General features: G+C 63.0%; 14 protein-coding genes and 2 pseudogenes. 10 read left to right on the forward strand and 6 right to left on the reverse strand.

Features of this window, described 5'->3' with window-relative positions; genetic code table 11:
* Positions 1–50: 50 nt before the first annotated feature.
* The 3 genes from A9971_RS10090 to A9971_RS10100 all read right to left on the reverse strand — a co-directional run bounded on the left by A9971_RS10090 (position 51) and on the right by A9971_RS10100 (position 3,307).
* Complete coding sequence (locus tag A9971_RS10090; protein ID WP_011059854.1) at positions 51–1,229, reverse strand: VWA domain-containing protein; 1,179 nt, start codon at positions 1,227–1,229, stop codon at positions 51–53.
* Between the two features lie 12 nt (positions 1,230–1,241).
* A complete protein-coding gene (locus A9971_RS10095) occupies positions 1,242–2,087 on the reverse strand; it encodes a MoxR family ATPase (protein WP_011059855.1) in 846 nt (281 codons plus the stop codon).
* A 143-nt stretch (positions 2,088–2,230) separates the two neighbouring features.
* Positions 2,231–3,307 (reverse strand): DUF748 domain-containing protein, encoded by a 1,077-nt coding sequence (locus A9971_RS10100; RefSeq protein ID WP_053156838.1) that lies wholly within the window; start codon positions 3,305–3,307, stop codon positions 2,231–2,233.
* A 249-nt stretch (positions 3,308–3,556) separates the two neighbouring features.
* Between A9971_RS10100 and cysK the strand changes: the two genes are divergently transcribed.
* The 4 genes from cysK to A9971_RS10120 all read left to right on the forward strand — a co-directional run bounded on the left by cysK (position 3,557) and on the right by A9971_RS10120 (position 7,639).
* Positions 3,557–4,531 (forward strand): cysteine synthase A, encoded by a 975-nt coding sequence (gene cysK / locus A9971_RS10105; protein ID WP_011059857.1) that lies wholly within the window; start codon positions 3,557–3,559, stop codon positions 4,529–4,531.
* A gap of 227 nt (positions 4,532–4,758) precedes the next feature.
* On the forward strand, positions 4,759–5,697 hold the full coding sequence (locus A9971_RS10110; protein ID WP_011059858.1) for an aspartyl/asparaginyl beta-hydroxylase domain-containing protein: 939 nt from the start codon (positions 4,759–4,761) through the stop codon (positions 5,695–5,697).
* Between the two features lie 352 nt (positions 5,698–6,049).
* Complete coding sequence (locus A9971_RS10115; RefSeq protein ID WP_019093320.1) at positions 6,050–6,913, forward strand: DMT family transporter; 864 nt, start codon at positions 6,050–6,052, stop codon at positions 6,911–6,913.
* A 348-nt stretch (positions 6,914–7,261) separates the two neighbouring features.
* On the forward strand, positions 7,262–7,639 hold the full coding sequence (locus A9971_RS10120) for a hypothetical protein (RefSeq protein ID WP_015634561.1): 378 nt from the start codon (positions 7,262–7,264) through the stop codon (positions 7,637–7,639).
* Between the two features lie 15 nt (positions 7,640–7,654).
* On the opposite strand, the gene A9971_RS10125 is transcribed toward A9971_RS10120, so the two are convergent.
* Complete coding sequence (locus A9971_RS10125; RefSeq protein WP_019093322.1) at positions 7,655–8,599, reverse strand: LysR family transcriptional regulator; 945 nt, start codon at positions 8,597–8,599, stop codon at positions 7,655–7,657.
* A 129-nt stretch (positions 8,600–8,728) separates the two neighbouring features.
* Positions 8,729–9,304, reverse strand: a pseudogene (locus A9971_RS10130) (tripartite tricarboxylate transporter permease); the annotation flags it as partial.
* Here A9971_RS10130 and A9971_RS10135 point away from each other — a divergent pair.
* From A9971_RS10135 to A9971_RS10155, 5 genes and pseudogenes are all read left to right on the forward strand, one after another.
* A pseudogene (locus A9971_RS10135) lies at positions 9,297–9,398 on the forward strand (4-hydroxythreonine-4-phosphate dehydrogenase PdxA); the annotation flags it as partial. The pseudogenes A9971_RS10130 and A9971_RS10135 overlap by 8 nt on opposite strands.
* Before the next feature lie 383 nt (positions 9,399–9,781).
* On the forward strand, positions 9,782–11,107 hold the full coding sequence (locus A9971_RS10140) for an MFS transporter (RefSeq protein WP_183000549.1): 1,326 nt from the start codon (positions 9,782–9,784) through the stop codon (positions 11,105–11,107).
* A gap of 32 nt (positions 11,108–11,139) precedes the next feature.
* A complete protein-coding gene (locus A9971_RS10145) occupies positions 11,140–12,315 on the forward strand; it encodes an L-rhamnonate dehydratase (protein ID WP_019093325.1) in 1,176 nt (391 codons plus the stop codon).
* Positions 12,316–12,367: 52 nt separating this feature from the next.
* Positions 12,368–13,363 (forward strand): AraD1 family protein, encoded by a 996-nt coding sequence (gene araD1, locus A9971_RS10150; RefSeq protein ID WP_015634566.1) that lies wholly within the window; start codon positions 12,368–12,370, stop codon positions 13,361–13,363.
* Between the two features lie 41 nt (positions 13,364–13,404).
* On the forward strand, positions 13,405–14,985 hold the full coding sequence (locus A9971_RS10155; protein WP_103290533.1) for an aldehyde dehydrogenase (NADP(+)): 1,581 nt from the start codon (positions 13,405–13,407) through the stop codon (positions 14,983–14,985).
* Between the two features lie 46 nt (positions 14,986–15,031).
* Here A9971_RS10155 and A9971_RS10160 read toward each other — a convergent pair whose 3' ends face one another.
* Positions 15,032–15,925 carry a DMT family transporter gene (locus A9971_RS10160; RefSeq protein WP_183000550.1) on the reverse strand — a complete coding sequence of 298 codons (894 nt, stop codon included), beginning with the start codon at positions 15,923–15,925 and terminating at the stop codon, positions 15,032–15,034.
* A 248-nt stretch (positions 15,926–16,173) separates the two neighbouring features.
* Here A9971_RS10160 and aceK point away from each other — a divergent pair, with 248 nt between their 5' ends.
* Complete coding sequence (aceK, locus tag A9971_RS10165) at positions 16,174–17,895, forward strand: bifunctional isocitrate dehydrogenase kinase/phosphatase (RefSeq protein WP_183000551.1); 1,722 nt, start codon at positions 16,174–16,176, stop codon at positions 17,893–17,895.
* The last annotated feature ends 76 nt before the right edge of the window (positions 17,896–17,971 follow it).

Genomic DNA, 17,971 nt, shown 5'->3' on the forward strand with positions numbered 1-17,971 from the left:
AAGCCGGCTCCTACATCGCCCTGTAGGAGCCGGCTTGCTGGCGAACGGGTTTATTTGGACAGGAAGCGCATGCCTTCTTCCAGGCCACGCAGGGTCAGGGGGTACATCTGGTCTTCGATCAACTCGCGAACGATATTGGTCGAAGCGGTGTAGCCCCAGGTGTCCTTGGGATAGGGGTTGATCCAGATAAGCTTCTTGTACTTCTCCATGAAGCGCTGCATCCACACGTAGCCGGCTTCTTCGTTCCAGTGCTCCACGCTGCCGCCGGCCTGGGTGATTTCATAGGGCGCCATGGCGGCATCCCCGACGAAGATCACTTTGTAGTCGGCGCCGTACTTGTGCAGCAGGTCCTGGGTCGAGGTGCGCTCGGAGCCGCGGCGCATGTTGTTCTTCCACACCGACTCATAGATGAAGTTGTGGAAGTAGTAGTACTCCAGGTGCTTGAACTCGGTCTTGCAGGCCGAGAACAGTTCCTCGCAGATCTTCACGTGGGCATCCATGGAACCGCCGATGTCGAACAGCAACAGCAACTTGATGCTGTTGCGCCGTTCCGGGCGCATCTGGATGTTCAGCAGCCCGGCATCCCGGGCGGTGTGGTCGATGGTGCCGTCAATGTCCAGCTCCTCCGCCGCACCCTGGCGCGCGAACTTGCGCAGCCGGCGCAGGGCCACCTTGATGTTGCGGGTGCCCAGTTCCACCGAGTCGTCGAGGTTCTTGTACTCGCGCTGGTCCCAGACTTTCACCGCCTTGCCCTGGCGCTTGCCAGCATCGCCGACGCGGATGCCTTCCGGGTTGAAGCCACCGGAGCCGAACGGGCTGGTGCCGCCGGTGCCGATCCACTTGTTGCCGCCGGCATGGCGTTCCTTCTGTTCTTCCAGGCGTTTCTTGAACTCTTCGATGAGTTTGTCCAGGCCGCCCAGGGACTGGATCTGCGCCCGCTCTTCATCCGTCAGCGAGCGCTCGAACTCCTTGCGCAGCCAATCCTCGGGGATCAGCGCCTGCAGGTGGTCGTCGAGTTTTTCCAGGCCGTTGAAGTAGGCGCCGAAGGCCCGGTCGAACTTGTCGAAATGCCGTTCGTCCTTCACCAGGATCGCCCGGGCGAGGTAGTAGAACTCGTCCATGTCGGCGAAGGTCACGCGCTGCTTGAGCGCGTTGATCAGGTCCAGCAGCTCGCGCACCGACACCGGCACCTTGGCCGCGCGCATTTCATTGAACAGGTTGAGCAGCATGGCATCAGCCTCTTAACGACTACCGCGACGGCTCATGAACGCCAGGCGTTCGAGCAATTGCACATCCTGCTCGTTCTTCACCAGGGCGCCGGCCAGGGGCGGGATGGCCTTGGTCGGATCGCGCTCGCGCAGCACCGCTTCGCCGATGTTGTCGGCCATCAGCAGCTTGAGCCAGTCCACCAGTTCCGAGGTCGAGGGCTTCTTCTTCAGGCCCGGCACTTTGCGCACATCGAAGAACACGTCCAGGGCTTCGCTGACCAGGTCCTTCTTGATGTCCGGGTAGTGCACATCGACGATCTTCTGCAGGGTGGTGCGGTCGGGGAAGGCGATGTAGTGGAAGAAGCAGCGACGCAGGAAGGCGTCCGGCAGCTCTTTCTCGTTGTTGGAGGTAATGATGATGATCGGCCGCTGCTTGGCCTTGATGGTCTCGTCGATCTCGTAGACGTAGAACTCCATCTTGTCGAGTTCCTGCAGCAGGTCGTTGGGGAACTCGATGTCGGCCTTGTCGATCTCGTCGATCAGCAGGATCACCCGCTCCTCGGATTCGAAGGCCTCCCACAGCTTGCCCTTCTTCAGGTAGTTGCGAATGTCGTGCACCTTGTCCACGCCCAGTTGCGAATCGCGCAGGCGGCTGACCGCGTCGTACTCGTACAGGCCCTGGTGGGCCTTGGTGGTGGACTTGATGTGCCAGGTGATCAGCTTGGCGCCGAAGGATTCGGCCAGTTGCTCGGCAAGCATGGTCTTGCCGGTGCCGGGTTCGCCCTTGACCAGCAGCGGACGCTCCAGGGTGATGGCGGCATTGACTGCCAGCTTCAGGTCATCGGTGGCGACATATGCGCTGGTGCCTTCGAACTTCATCTGCAATTCCTCGAACGGTGACGGCGAGCTGCCCGGGGCAGGTCGATTGAATGGGGAGTGATGGCGCGACTATAACGCGCTGCCCGGTCGACTGTGAACGTGGACGCCCCATTCAGTCTCTGAATGGAGCGTCACGGGGTGACTCAGTCAGGCGAGGGCTTGGGTTGTTCGTAACGGGCATTGAAGGCCTGGATGAACCCATTGCGCAAAATCTGCAAAAACGCCTGGAACGCGCTGATATCTTGCTGGTGCACACTGCCGCTGAGTTCGACCCGGGTGGCAAACTGGTTCTTGCGCTGGTTCTTCAGGAGGTTTTCCCCGGCGCCCACCAGGGCCTCCCACACCGAGCGGAAAATGCTCTTGTTGCGGTTCTCCACGTCCTGCTGCCAGTTGAAGACTTCCACGTCCCGCAACAGCGGCTTGATATAGCCGTGCAACTGGCCCTTCTCGGCCTGGGCTTCGATCACCACGTCACCGTGCCCGGCATTGAAGTCGAACTTGCCGTAGGCCGAGGCGAAGTCGTTGAAGCGCTTGAGCTCGATATCCCGGGCCCGCAGGCGGAACTCGAAGTTCTCGAAGTTGCTCAAGGGGTCGAAGGTGGCGGTGCTTTCCATGGGCGCCTGGCCCTGGAGCAGGGCCTTGCCGTCGAAGCGCGCATCGCGCTTGCCCTGGGTGTCCACCACGTTGGTCAGGTTGTAGAAGCTGGCGTTGACCTGGGTCGCGCCGATGTTCACCGGCGGCTTGGAGCTGAAGTTGCGAAAGTGGATCTTGCCGTCATCGATCCGCACTTCGTCGAGGGTGATGGGCAGCAGCTTGCCCAGTTGGGCTCGCCAGTCGGTGCCCTCACCGGTCTGCGATGCCTGCTTGTCGGCCCCGCCGTCGACGAAGTTCAGCTCCGGCTGGATGAACTGCACCTTGGCCACTACCGCGTGGTCGTACCACAGCGAATGCCAGCTCACCGAGAGGTCGATCAGCGGCGCCTTGACGAAGGGCACCGGCACCTTGCCGCTGACCTTGACGATCTCCAGGCCATTGATGCGGTAGGCGCCGCGCCACAGGGCCAGGTCGATGTCGCTGATGCGTCCGCGGTAGTCGCCCATGTCCGCCAGCTTGTCGTTCAAGTAGTCGCGCACCAGGTAGGGCAGGGCGATATGCAGGGCCACCAGCAGCACCACCAGGCTTGCCAGGACCCACAGGGGCCAACGGTAACGAGCTTTCATGATCAGCAGCCTCCAGCCGTATACAGGCATTGACTGCGTCCGTTGGCAGACGTTCGAGTCAATGTTCCCGGGGGGGGCCTGGGGCGCAGGTTCGGGGAACGCAGGAGCCGGGCCATGAACTCGGCGTCGCTGATGTGTCTCTTGCATAGGCACGACTGGCCCGGCTGGCCCGGGTGTTGCGCGACTGGACGCTCAAGGGCGCCAGGCATACCCTTGGGGACTTCTTCACTGCTGCATAAGGACCCAGCCATGAGCCGAATTTTTGCTGATAACGCCCATTCCATCGGCAATACGCCCTTGGTGCAGATCAACCGCATCGCCCCGCGCGGGGTGACCATCCTGGCCAAGATCGAAGGACGCAACCCGGGCTATTCGGTGAAGTGCCGGATCGGCGCGAACATGATCTGGGACGCCGAAAGCAGCGGCAAGCTCAAGCCGGGCATGACCATCGTCGAGCCCACGTCGGGCAACACCGGGATCGGCCTGGCCTTCGTCGCCGCCGCCCGTGGCTACAAGCTGATGCTGACCATGCCGGCGTCCATGAGCATCGAGCGGCGCAAGGTGCTCAAGGCCCTGGGCGCCGAGCTGGTGCTCACCGAGCCGGCCAAGGGCATGAAGGGGGCGATCGAAAAGGCGGCGGAAATCGTTGCCAGCGACCCGGCCAGGTACTTCATGCCGCAGCAGTTCGATAACCCGGCCAACCCGGCGATCCACGAAAAGACCACCGGTCCGGAAATCTGGAACGATACCGACGGCGCGGTGGACGTGCTGGTGGCCGGGGTTGGCACAGGGGGCACCATCAGCGGTGTGTCGCGCTACATCAAGAAGACCCAGGGCAAGCCGATTCTCTCGGTGGCGGTGGAGCCGGCGACTTCTCCGGTGATCACCCAGAAACTCGCCGGTGAAGAGATCAAGCCCAGCCCCCACAAGATCCAGGGCATCGGCGCCGGTTTCGTGCCCAGGAACCTGGACCTGGCGATGGTCGACCGGGTGGAGTTGGTGACCGATGAAGAGTCCAAGGCCATGGCCCTGCGGCTGATGCAGGAAGAGGGCATCCTCTGCGGCATCTCCTGCGGCGCGGCGATGGCGGTGGCGGTACGCCTGGCGGAAACCCCGGAAATGCAGGGCAAGACCATCGTGGTGATCCTGCCGGACTCCGGTGAGCGCTACCTGTCGAGCATGCTTTTCAGCGACCTGTTCACCGAGCAGGAAAACCAGCAGTAAGCACGGATCAGGCATTCGCCCGCAGGAGCCGGCTTGCCGGCGAATGCTGACCCATATCAGGCCAGGGCCTGGCTGCTTATGCTACTTAACGCCTTTGTTGCATAACCGTTAACGCTGAATGTTGGGTTGTGCGGGTTTTTTAAAGGGCCCAGGAGTGTTTATCATTGCCGGCTGCCAGGTCGGGTGAACGCTCCCCCTACAGGTGCCTATTTCCAAGGAGTCGTTGCATGAGCTTTTCCTTTACCGCCAAGGTCGCGGTGTTGTCGCTGTTCGTCGGCAGCATTCTCTACGTGCACCTGCGCGGCAAGGCGCGTCTGCCGGTACTGCGCCAGTTCGTCAACCATTCGGCGCTGTTCGCCCCCTATAACGCCCTGATGTACCTGTTCTCCGGGGTGCCTTCCAAGCCGTACCTGGACCGCAGCAAGTTTCCCGAGCTGGACATCCTGCGGGACAACTGGGAAGTGATCCGCGAAGAGGCCATGCACCTGTTCGACGAGGGTTACATCCGCGCCGCCGAGAAGAACAACGATGCCGGTTTCGGTTCCTTCTTCAAGAAGGGCTGGAAGCGCTTCTACCTCAAGTGGTACGACAAGCCGCTGCCCTCGGCCGAGGCCCTGTGCCCGAAGACCGTCGAGCTGGTGAGCGCGATTCCCAACGTCAAGGGCGCGATGTTCGCGCTGTTGCCCGGCGGCAGCCACCTCAACCCGCACCGCGATCCCTTCGCCGGTTCCCTGCGTTATCACCTGGGCCTGTCGACCCCCAACTCCGACGCCTGCCGGATCTTCGTCGATGGCCAGGAGTACGCCTGGCGCGACGGTGAAGACGTGATGTTCGACGAGACCTACGTGCATTGGGTGAAGAACGAAACCGAGATCACCCGGGTGATCCTGTTCTGCGACATCGAGCGTCCGCTGAGCAGCCGCCTGATGACCCGCATCAACCGTTGGGTCAGCGCCCAACTGGGCCGCGCCACCGCGCCGCAGAACCTGGATGACGAGCGTGTCGGCGGGATCAACCAGGCCTACGCCTGGAGCAAGCGCTTCAGCGACAGCTTCAGTGGCGTGGTCAAGCAGTGGAAGCGCCGCCATCCCAAGCTGTACCGCATCCTGCGCCCGGTGCTGGCAGTGGTGGTGCTGGTAGTCCTGTGGAAGTGGCTGTTCGGATAAATCTTGCAATGAATATCGGGCGCTGGTTATATTCGGCGTCCGATGAGTCCAGCGACTCAGGTTTTTCCTCTCTCGAGAACCATCAGTACATGGCCTTTTCCCTTCTCAACGCGGTAGTGGTTTCAGCGGTCAACGCTGGCGTCGTGCCGTGCGGGAATCAGCAGCCTGTGCAGATCGGTCATTACCCCCCACCTGTCAGTAGCACGCCGGTGTACGCAGTCGTATCACCGCCGGGCGTTGGCTTCTCGGGCTGATCAGCAACCGCTGCTGTTCCCTGCGCCCGCCTGAAAAAAACACTACTGAACTTCAGCCTCGGCTGAATTGGCTTCTTGCCTGATTACAGGTGGTTTTCATGTTGCTCATTTCAAAAAAGTCCGCGCTCGCGGCCGCTTCCACGAGCCTGTTCGTCCTGCTGTGGAGCAGTGGCGCCATCTTCTCCAAATGGGGCCTGGCCCACGCTTCACCCTTTGCCTTCCTGCTGCTGCGCTTCGTCATTGCCCTGATCGGCCTGATGCTGCTGGCGCCCCTGCTCAAGCTCAGGTTGCCCCGTGGGCGCCGGGCCATGGGCTTTGCCGTGGCCACCGGCCTGGTGCTGCTGGGGGCCTACCAGATCTTCTACATCCTGGCCCTGGACCTGAAGGTGACCCCCGGGGTCATGGCCACCATCATGGGGGTGCAGCCGATCCTCACGGTGGTGCTGATGGAGCGCCAGCGCTCCTGGAGCCGGCTGTTTGGCCTGAGCCTGGGGCTGGCCGGGCTGGTGATGGTGGTCTACCAGAGCATCGGCCTGGCGGGGATGTCCATCACCGGCATGCTGTGCGGGCTGCTGGCCCTGGTCAGCATGACCGCCGGTTCGATCATGCAGAAACGCATCACCGACAATCCCCTGGGCACGCTGCCGGTGCAGTACCTGGCAGGGCTGCTGCTGTGCGCGCTGTTCGTGCCGTTCCAGCCGTTTCACTTCGAGCACAGTGCAGGTTTCGTGATTCCACTGCTGTGGATGGGGCTGGTGGTGTCGGTGCTGGCCACGCTGTTGCTGTATCGGCTGATTGCCCAGGGCAACCTGGTGAATGTCACCAGCCTGTTCTACCTGGTGCCCGCGGTGACCGCGCTGATGGACTACCTGTTCTTCGGCAACCGCCTGGGGCTGCTGAGCCTGGTGGGCATGGGCCTGATCATCGTCGGGCTGGTGTTCGTGTTCCGCAAGCAGCCTTGACCGCCCTGGGCGGCGTGAGCTCTGCGCGCCGTCGCTGACGACACCGGCCGGGTGCAATGCCCGGTCGGTTGTTTTCCCTATTTATGGCATGAAGGGTCGACTTTTATGTCGAATGGTGGCCATATGGCATCATTGTCGAAAAGGTACTCGCCAACTGCATTGGGATAGGGCTTCAGCGCCGCGTGAGGCAGCTCGAAGAGTCGCCTGAGCAACGCTTGCAGGTGATTTTGATAACCAGTTGATTGGACTTCTTTTCTAATGCCTCCAAACTGTCCATCAGACTTTTCTCAAAAGCTAAAGCCCGTACCTAGACTGACGATACAGTCCTTACACACAAGGAGAGTCAGGATGAACGTAGCGCTTGCTTCCACTGCTTTGAGTCTGTTCCTTGGGCTATCGGGCAGTTGCCTTGCCGCCACTCCCTCAGGGCAAGGCATCATCCGTTTTTACGGCAAGATCGTAGAGTCCAACTGCACCTCCAATGCTGCCAGCGATGGGCTGAACTTGCGGCAGTGCCCTCAGGGCTCGCGCGGGGGATCCATTGACGTTCGGCGGGTCGGCCCGCTGGCCAGCGCCAGCGGCCCGGGAAACTCCGTAGTCAAGGTCAAGCTCCTGGCCGACAGCGGGCGCGAGGGGCGCTATTACGACCAGCACTATGCCGTTATCGACCAGGCCGGCAAGGCCGTGACCTCGGGCGCCTACCTGATCACCCTGAACGTTCCCTGAGCCCCTTGGCGGGATTCAGTCTCGGCTCAGCCCGTGTTCCTTGCGAACCGAGTTCATGAAGGCCTGCATCGCCGATGACTGGATGCGGTGCCGCCGGGTGATCAACCCGAAGGGCGGCAAGCGCGCCTCGAACTGGATCGGCAGCACCGCCAACAGGTGACGCCCGGGATAGTCTTCGACTACCGAAACCGGTGTAACACCAATCATGTCGGTCTGCTGCACCAGAGACAGCAAGGTCATGATCGAGGTGGTCTCGACGATGCTGCTGGGGATATCGACCCGGGCGTTGTGAAACACCTGGTTGATGATCGAGCGCATGGGGCTGGGATGCTGTTGCAAGACCCAGGTCTCGTTCTGCAATTGTGCCCAGCTCAGGTGCGTGGCTTGCGCCAGTGGATTCTGCACCCCGGCGATCACGCACAGGGCCTCTTCACCCAGGCTGTCGAAGAGCAGTTCCTCGGCCCGTGCGCCGCCGGGAATCCTGCCCAGGACGATGTCCAGTTGATCCTGGAGCAAGGCCTGTACCAGCACGTCGCTGGTGTCGACCTGAATGCTCATGGACAACCGTGGATGGCTTTGCTTGAGAGTGGCGATTGTCCGCGTAAGCAGTCCCGAGGCCAGGGCCGGAATGGCTCCGACGGCGACCCGCCCGAGGTTGCCGGATTCCAGTGCCACCAGTTCCTCACGCATGCCGCTGAGCTCGGCGAAGACCATCTGTGCGTAGTAGATCACTGTCTCGCCGAAGGGCGTGGGACGCATGCCCCGAGGCAGGCGTTCGAACAGCTCCACACCCAGCAGGTCCTCCGCTTCGTGGAGCATCTTGGTGGCTGCTGGTTGGGTCATGCCAATGTTGTCCGCTGCGCGGCGTAGCGAGCCGAACTCCTGCAAGGCCAGCATCAGCCGCAGTTGTCGCAGGCGCAGGCGGCTGTGGATCACATTGGCATCAGGAATCTTGGTCATGGGCCGGGCTCGCAGTAAAAGGCAGCGGCAAGCCTGACAATAAATGCCAGGCCTTGCCAGGGGCTACGTCAAGGGTAGGGGCTCATTGGGCCAGGGGATGTTCGTTCAGCTTTCTGCACGGCGCTGAAGCAGCCGCTGCAGGTCGGCAGACAGCAGCGGCCAGAACAGCATCAGCACCACGTCGAAGAAGGCGTTGTGCACCGAGTAGGCACCAATGGCGCAGACCATGATGATCGGTGCAATGATCGAGAACGGAATTCGCAGGATCGAGGCGAACAGCGGCACGGTGACCAGCACCACGATCAGGCTGACCACGTTGCCCAGGTACATACTGGCGATGAGCCCCCAGACGAAATCGTGCTGCTCGACGAACAGTGTCGGCCCCGGGTGCAGCCCCCAGATCATCAGGCTGCCAAGCATTACCGCAGCGGTGGCAGAGCCGGGAATGCCCAGGGTCAGCATCGGCAGCAGGGCGCTGGTGCCGGCAGCCTGGTCGGCGGTTTCCGGGGCGATCACGCCTTCGATTTCGCCCTTGCCGAAGTTCTCTCGGTGCTTGGAGAAGGGCCGCGCCAGGCTGTAGCTCATGAACGAGGCCGCAGTCGGGCCACCGGGCGTGATGCCCATCCAGCAGCCCACCAGAGTGCTGCGCAGCAGGGTCAGCCAATAGCGCGCCAAGCGCGCCCAGGTACACAGGATGATCATCGGCCCGGCGGTGAAGGCCGCCCAGGCTCTGGGCATCGCCACCGACGGGCCTTACCCGGGCGACACCATCTTCCTCAAGGTTCAGGGCGACGCCAGGCCTTCGAGATCGCTTGCCGCATGGGCGCCCACCGCCACTGATCGGAGCATTTCCTGGTTCCCGCATTCCCATGCCTTGGCATGGGAATGCTTTCTGGCATCCGCCGTTTGCTAGAGCGCCTTGGCCGGCATGGCTGCAGGCGTCGGCTTGCCCGCGAAAGGAACGAGATATCTCCGATAACCCTAAAAGGCAATAAAAGCCCTCCGGCGATCACCTGTGGTTATCGTTGGATGCCCATAAGTGATTAGCCGCTGCTGTCGGCGCTGGCTAAAGTCGCCTCATCGATTGAGCGGCTGCCAGCCACTCGCTCAGCGATCGAACAACTACAAAAAGCCCGCCTTGTCCCTTGCGCAAGGCCTGACCGGCACTCAAGGAACCTCCACATGACCCGTCCAGATTCTGCGCTGGCGCTCGCCAGCGCCATCTCCAAAAGCCGGCTGCGTCTGCTGCCCTTCCTGATCCTGATGTACATCCTGGCCTTTATCGACCGTTCCAACGTCGGCTTCGCCAAGGCGGCGCTGCAAGCCGACACCGGCCTCGGCGATGCAGCCTTCGCTTTTGGCGCGAGCATTTTCTTCATTGGCTACGCCTTCTTCGAAGTGCCCAGCAACTACATGCTGCATCGCCTCGGTGCGCGGGTCTGGTTGTGCCGGATCATGGTCACCTGGGGTCTGGTGTCGGCGGCGATGATGTTCGCTCACAACGCCCAGACGTTTTATGTGCTGCGTTTTCTTCTGGGCGTGGCCGAGGCCGGCTTCTTCCCGGGGATCATTCTCTACCTCACCTACTGGTTTCCGGTCCAGAGCCGGGGCCAGGCCCTGGGGCTGTTCTACTTCGGCCTACCCCTGGCGCTGGTCCTCGGCAGCCCGCTGTCGGGCTGGTTGCTGGAATTCCATGGGGTGTTCGGCCTGACCAACTGGCAATGGCTGTTCGTGGTCGAGGGCCTGATGGCGTCGGTGGTCGGCATCGCCGCCTACTTCTACCTGGTGGATCGTCCCGGCGATGCGCGCTGGTTGAGCGTCGAGCAGAAGCAGGCGCTGCATGACGCCCTGGCCGCAGAGGACGCAAGGAAAAAGGACAGCAGCCCCCACGGCTTCCTCAGTGCCCTGCGCAATCCCCGGGTCCTGCAATTCTGCCTGGCCTACTTCACCATCCAGATGAGCGTCTACGGCGTGGTGTTCTACCTGCCGACACGCATCGCCGGGCTGCTGGACGGCCACGTGGGCCTCAGCGTCGGGCTGATCACCGCGATTCCGTGGATCTGTGCCCTGCTGGTGACCCGCCTGGTGACCCGTTATGCCGACCGCAGTGGTCAGCATCAGCGCCTGGCGGTGGTGATGCTGACCATGGCCGCCCTGGGCATCGCTGCTTCCGCGCTGGGTAGCAGCATGGTCCCGGTGGTCCTGGCCTTCTGTTTCGCCGCCGCCGGCTTCGTCGCCGTGCAGCCGCTGTTCTGGACCATCCCCACCGGCTACCTCAGCGGTGCCGCGGCGGCCGGCGGCATCGCCCTGATCAACTCCATCGGCAACCTCGGCGGCTTTGTCGCGCCGAACCTCAAGACCCTGATGGAAACCCAGTTTGCCGATCCACGTGCGGGGATGTTCGCCCTGGCTCTGGTAGGCATCCTCGGCGCCATCCTGTTGTCACGCCTGAATACTCGGCACACCCCGACAGCTCCCAAACAGCTCACACCGTCCCAGGTCGGCTGATCACTACCCACGCCTTGCAAGGAAACCCCCTGATGAAAATCACCGCGATCCGTACCCGTGTATTCGAATGGAAAGGCAAAGTCGTGCCACCTCAGGCGCACTTCTGCACCAATGCCACGGACATCCTCTTCGAGCGTGGCGATGCCATGGGCTCGTTCCGTTTCCACGGCTGGCTGGTGGTGGAAGTGGAAACCGACAACGGCCTGGTGGGCATCGGCAATTGCGCCCTGGCGCCGCGGGTGGCCAAGGAAATCATCGACACCTATCTGGCTCCGATCGCCATCGGTGAAGACCCTTTCGACAACGAATACATCTGGCAGAAAATGTACCGTCAGAGTCACGCGTGGGGGCGCAAGGGCATCGGCATGGCGGCGATCTCGGCGATCGACATCGCCCTCTGGGACATCATGGGCAAAGCGGTGAACAAGCCGGTGTTCAAGCTCCTCGGCGGGCGCACCAAGGACAAGATCTGGACCTACGCCTCCAAGCTCTACGCCAATGACAATCTCGACCTGTTCCTCGAAGAGGCCCAGGGCTACCTCAACCAGGGTTTCACTGCGCTGAAGATGCGCTTCGGCTACGGTCCCAAGGACGGCCCGGCCGGCATGCGCCGCAACATCGAGCAGGTACGCGCTCTGCGCGAACTAGCCGGCCCGGATGTGGACATCATGCTCGAGTGCTATATGGGCTGGACCCTGGAATACGCCCGGCGCATGTTGCCCAAGCTGGCGGAGTTCGAGCCGCGCTGGTTGGAGGAGCCGGTGATCGCCGACGACCTCGAAGGCTACGTCGAACTGAAGAAGATGGGCATCATGCCGATCTCCGGCGGTGAGCACGAGTTCACCTCCTATGGCTTCAAGGACTTGCTGGAACGCCGCGCCGTCGACGTGATCCAGTACGACACCAACCGCGTCGGCGGCATCACCGCCGCGCGCAAGATCAACGCCATGGCCGAAGCCTGGTCGGTGCCTGTGATTCCCCATGCCGGGCAGATGCACAACTACCACTTGACCCTGTCCACCACGGCCTCGCCGATGGCCGAGTTCTTCCCGGTGTTCGACGTCGAGGTCGGCAACGAACTCTTCTACTACGTGTTCAAGGGCGAGCCGCAGCCAGTCAAGGGCTACATCCAGCTCGATGACCACAAGCCGGGCCTGGGCCTGGAAATCTCCGAAGACTACCTGAGCGAATTCAACATCATCGAATAAGCCTCGGGCGCCGCTTGCGGGCGGCGCCGTACACACCTATGGGAGAGCGAACATGCGCTTGATTCAATTTGCCAGCAGCACCGGTCAGCGTCAGGTCGGAGTGATCGAAGAGCAGCAAGTGCGAGTATTGCGCAACACCTCCAGCACCCGTGAACTGGCCCTGGCGGCGATCCGCAACCAGCGCAGCCTGCAGCAGGAAGCGCAGCTGCGCGGCAGTGATCCGGGACCGGACTATGCACAGCTGTTGCAGCAGGGCCGGGTGCTGCCGCCCCTGGACCATGAGGACCCGGCCCATTGCCTGATCAGCGGCACCGGCCTGACCCACCTGGGCAGCGCCTCGACCCGGGACAAGATGCACCAGCATGACGGCGAGGTCGAAGCGGGCATGACCGACACCATGCGCATCTTCAAATGGGGCCTGGAAGGCGGCAAGCCCGAGGCCGGGCAAGTGGGGGCCCAGCCGGAATGGTTCTACAAGGGCGACGGCAGCATTGTCGTGCGTCCCGGCGGCGATTTTCCGCTGCCGCCGTTTGCCGAGGATGGGGGGGAGGAACCGGAGCTCACCGGCCTTTATGTGATCGGTGATGATGGACTGCCGTACCGCGTCGGTTATGCCCTGGGCAACGAGTTCTCCGACCATGTGATGGAGCGGCGCAACTACCTGTACCTGGCCCACTCGAAGCTGCGCTACTGCGCCTACGGCCCGGAATTGCGGGTCGGCGAACTGCCCCGGCACCTGGTGGGCCGCAGCCGCATTATCCGCAACGCTGAAGTGCTCTGGGAAAGGGAGTTTCTCAGCGGTGAGGACAACATGTGCCATAGCCTGGCCAACCTCGAATACCACCACTTCAAGTACGCGCAGTTCCTGCGTCCCGGCGACGTCCATGTGCACTACTTCGGCACCGCCACCCTGTCCTTTGCCGACGGTGTACGCACGCGCCCCGGCGACCGCTTCCAGATCAGCCTCGAAGCCTTCGGCGCGCCCCTGGAAAACACCATCGGTGCAAGCGTCCAGCCCTTGGCCATCGGCCAGGTACGGGCCCTGTAAATCTTCAAACACCGGCCTCTGGCGCCGGTCAAGGAATTCTCATGACTCGCTTGTCTGGACACAACTACATTGGTGGCGCCCGCAGCGCTCTGGGCGAGGTGCAGTTGCACAGCCTGGATGCCAGCAGTGGCCAAGCCCTGCCGGGAAGCTTCTTTCAGGCGACCGCGGCGGAAGTGGATGCCGCGGCCCGGGCCGCGGCGCTGGCCTACCCGCTGTACCGCAACCTCAGCGCCGAGCGGCGTGCGCAGTTTCTCGATGCCATTGCCGATGAACTGGACGGCCTCGGGGATGATTTCATCGCCACTGTCTGCCGGGAAACTGCCTTGCCCGCCGGGCGCATTCAGGGCGAGCGAGGGCGTACCAGCGGCCAGTTGCGTTTGTTCGCCAGGGTCCTGCGTCGGGGCGACTTCTATGCTGCACGCATCGATCGCGCCTTGCCCCAGCGCCAGCCGCTGCCGCGCCCGGACCTGCGCCAGTACCACATCGGCCTGGGCCCGGTGGCGGTGTTTGGTGCCAGCAACTTCCCCCTGGCGTTCTCCACCGCCGGTGGCGACACCGCTGCGGCCCTGGCCGCCGGTTGCCCGGTGGTGTTCAAGGCCCACAGCGGGCACATGGCGACCGCCGAGTGGGTGGCGGACGCGATCATCCGCGCGGCGCAGCGCAGCGGGATGCCCGCCGGAGTGTTCAACATGATCTACGGAGCCGGGGTCGGGGAGTGGCTGGTCAAGCACCCGGCGATCCAGGCGGTGGGCTTTACCGGCTCCCTCAAGGGTGGCAATGCCTTGTGCCAGATGGCCGCGACCCGGCCGCAGCCGATCCCGGTGTTCGCCGAGATGTCGAGCATCAACCCGGTGATCCTGCTGCCGGAGGCTCTCAGGGTCCGGGGTTCGCAGATCGCCGCCGAACTGGCGGGTTCGGTGACCTTGGGTGCGGGTCAGTTCTGTACCAATCCTGGCCTGATCATCGGCCTGCGCTCGCCGCAGTTCAGCGCCTTTCTCCAGCAGTTCAGCACGCAGATGGACCAGCAGGCGCCGCAGACCATGCTCAACAGCGGCACGCTGGTCAGCTATTGCCAGGGGCTTGCAGCCTTGCACCAGCATCCACGTTTGCGGCACCTGGCGGGGCGGCCACAGCAGGGCGCCCAGGCACAGGCTCAGCTATTTCAGGCCGATGTCAGCCTGTTGCTGGAGGGCGATGAACTGCTTCAGGAGGAAGTCTTCGGCCCGGCCAGCATCGTCATCGAAGTGGCGGATCAGCGTGAACTGGCGGCGGCCTTGCAGGGGCTGCGTGGGCAACTGACCGCGACCTTGATCGGCGAGGAACAGGAACTGCTGGAGCATCGCTGGCTCAGCGAGGTCTTGCAGGAAAAGGTCGGCCGGCTATTGCTCAATGGCTACCCGACCGGGGTCGAAGTCTGCGATGCGATGGTTCACGGCGGGCCTTATCCGGCAACGTCGGATGCCCGTGGCACCTCGGTGGGCAGCCTGGCGATCGCGCGCTTCCTGCGCCCGGTATGTTTCCAGAACTACCCGGACGCGCTGCTGCCTGAAGCCCTGCGCAATGCCAACCCGCTGGGTATACGACGCCTGGTGGACGGAGAAATGAGCAACGCCGCGCTTTGACCCTGGGCGGCCGCAACAGGCCTTGAGCAGATGCCGGCAGCCTGTTTCAGGCTGCGGCCTTCACCGCCGGCCTGAGCACCAGCCACAGCGCGGCGGCAATCAGCGCGCCGCCATACAGGTGGGCCATGGACAGCGGCTCGTCCAGCAGCAACGCGCCCCACAGTACGCCGAATGGCGGGATCATGAAGGTCACGGTCATCGAGCGCACCGGGCCGATGGCGCTGAGCAGGCGGAAATACAGCACGTAGGCAAACGCGGTGCAGCCCAGCCCCAGCCCCAAAAGCGATAGCCATACGCTCCAGCCACCCCAGCTGGGGGGCGGCTGGCTGATGGCGTTGTAGGCGAACAGCGGCAACAGCAGCAGGGTCGCTCCCAGCATGCTGCCCAGGGCCGACAGGCGGCTGTCCAGGCCGCCGGCCTGGTCCAGCCAGCGTCGGGCGAGGAACCCGGCGAAGCCGTAGCAGGTGGTGGCCATCAAGCAGGACAGGGCGCCCAGCAGCAGGTCTCGGTCGAAGGCCACGGGGCCGGCGCGGGTCAGGATGCCGACGCCGAGCAGGCCCAGGCAGACCCCGGCGAATTTGCTCGGGGTCAGGCGTTCATGGAAAAACAGGCCGCCGATCAGCACCCCCATCAACGGCGTGGTGGCATTGAAGATCGCCGAGTAGCCGGCGGGCAGCACCTGGGCCGCCACCGAGTACATCGTCGCGGGTATCCCGGAGTTGATCACCCCGAGCAGCAGCACGGTCTTGAGCTTGCCGCGAAAGTTCCAGTCGACCCGCATCAACGCCAGCATCACCAGCAGCCCGAGCGCGGCGATGGACACCCGGAAGAAGGCCGTGGGCACGCTGCCCAGTACCGGGGCGATGATGCGCATGAACAAGAAGCTCGCGCCCCAGATGGCGGCCAGCGACAGCAGGCGCAGCAGATCGACAGGTTTCACAGGAGGTTCCTTGGGTTCGGGGCGAGGGATCTTGCCCAGCGTGGCCGGGCATGGCAAACCTTATTGGCGCACGGGGCGAAGAAAACCCGCACCCCGATTGTTGCGTTCAATCCTGCGTTGCAGAGGCCTGGAGACAGAGCGACCGCCGGGTCATTTTTCGGCGTACATCCCATCACAAAAATACGCTTCTCTTCACCTCGTTTCACTGGCTAAGCTCTGGCATCGTAAATTCCCGCAGAGGTCTCTTTATGTCGCAGTCATGGCCCGCCGCCGATATCGCTCGAATGATCCTCGATGGCTTCGACGACTACCGCGAGCACTTTCGCCAGATCACCGACGGTGCCCGGCAACGCTTCGAGCAGGCGCAGTGGCAGCAAGCGCAAAAGGCCTCGGCAGCGCGGATCAACCTGTATGAAGAGAAGGTGGGCGAGACCGTGGCGCGCCTGCACCAGGCCTTCAGCTCCGAGTCGCTGATGGATGTCAGCCAGTGGCCACTGGTAAAAAGCGCCTACATCAGCCTGATCGACCTGCGCTTTGACGATGAGCTGTCCGAGACCTGGTACAACTCGATCTTCTGCGGCCTGTTCAGCCACGACCTGATCAGCGACGGCTGCATGTTCATCCACACCACCCGGCCCAGCCTGCGCCGGGCCCGGGCCGCGCAGACCCGCAGCTACAAGCCCCAGGGCGAACTGGCGACGATGCTCGAACAGGTATTCGCCGACTACCGCTTCAGCGAGGACTACGCCGACCTGCCGGGGGACCTGCGGCGCCTGGAGGCGCAATTGCGGGAGAACCTGCCGGACTGGGTGTGCAAGGACCCGGAACTGACCCTGGAACTGTTTTCCTCGGTGCTCTACCGCAATAAGGGCGCCTATCTGGTGGGGCGCATCTTCACCCATGAAGAACAGTGGCCGCTGGTGATCCCGCTACTGCACCGCGAAGGCCGGGGGATCCAGATCGACGCGCTGATCACCGACGAGGCGGACGTCTCGATCATCTTTTCCTTCACCCGTTCCTACTTCATGGTGGACGTGCCGGTGCCGGCGGAATTCATCGGCTTCCTCAAGCGCATCCTGCCGGGCAAGCACATCGCCGAGCTGTACACCTCCATCGGTTTCTACAAGCACGGTAAGTCGGAGTTCTACCGTGCCCTGATCAACCACCTGGCCAGCACCGACGATCGCTTCATCATGGCTCCCGGGGTGCGCGGCATGGTCATGAGCGTGTTCACCCTGCCGGGCTTCAACACCGTGTTCAAGATCATCAAGGACCGCTTCTCGCCGTCGAAGAACGTCGACCGGGCCACGGTGATCGAGAAATACCGGCTGGTGAAAAGCGTGGATCGGGTGGGCCGCATGGCCGATACCCAGGAGTTCGCCGACTTCCGCTTCCCCCTGAGCAAGTTCGACCCGGCGTGCCTTGAGGAACTGCTGGAAGTGGCGCCCTCCACGGTGGCGGTGGAAGGCCAGGCGGTACTGATCCGCCACTGCTGGACCGAGCGGCGCATGACCCCGCTCAACCTCTACCTGGAGCATGCCAACGAAGCCCAGGTGCGCGAGGCCCTGGAGGACTATGGCCTGGCGATCAAGCAGCTGGCCGCGGCCAACATCTTCCCCGGCGACATGCTGCTGAAGAACTTCGGCGTCACCCGCCATGGCCGGGTGGTGTTCTATGACTACGACGAAATCTGCTTCCTCACCGAAGCCAACTTCCGCCACATTCCGGCCCCTCGTACCCCGGAAGATGAAATGGCTTCCGAGCCCTGGTACTCCATCGGCCCCCACGACGTGTTTCCCGAGGAGTTCCCGCCGTTCCTGTTCGCCGATGCCGGCCAGCGCAAGCTGTTCGACCAGTTGCACGGCGAGCTGTACAACGCCGATTACTGGAAGGGCCTGCAGGAGGCCATTCGCGCCGGTAAGGTGATCGATGTCTTCCCTTACCGGCGCCAAGGCCTGGAAGACGAATAAATAGACGTGCAGGAGCCGGCTTGCCGGCGAGGGCGTCCTCACCGGCCCCTTCGCCGACAAGCCGGCTCCTACGTAT

The sequence above is a fragment of the Pseudomonas sp. UME65 genome (assembly GCF_014170225.1).
GTDB classification, from domain to species: Bacteria; Pseudomonadota; Gammaproteobacteria; order Pseudomonadales; family Pseudomonadaceae; genus Aquipseudomonas; species Aquipseudomonas protegens.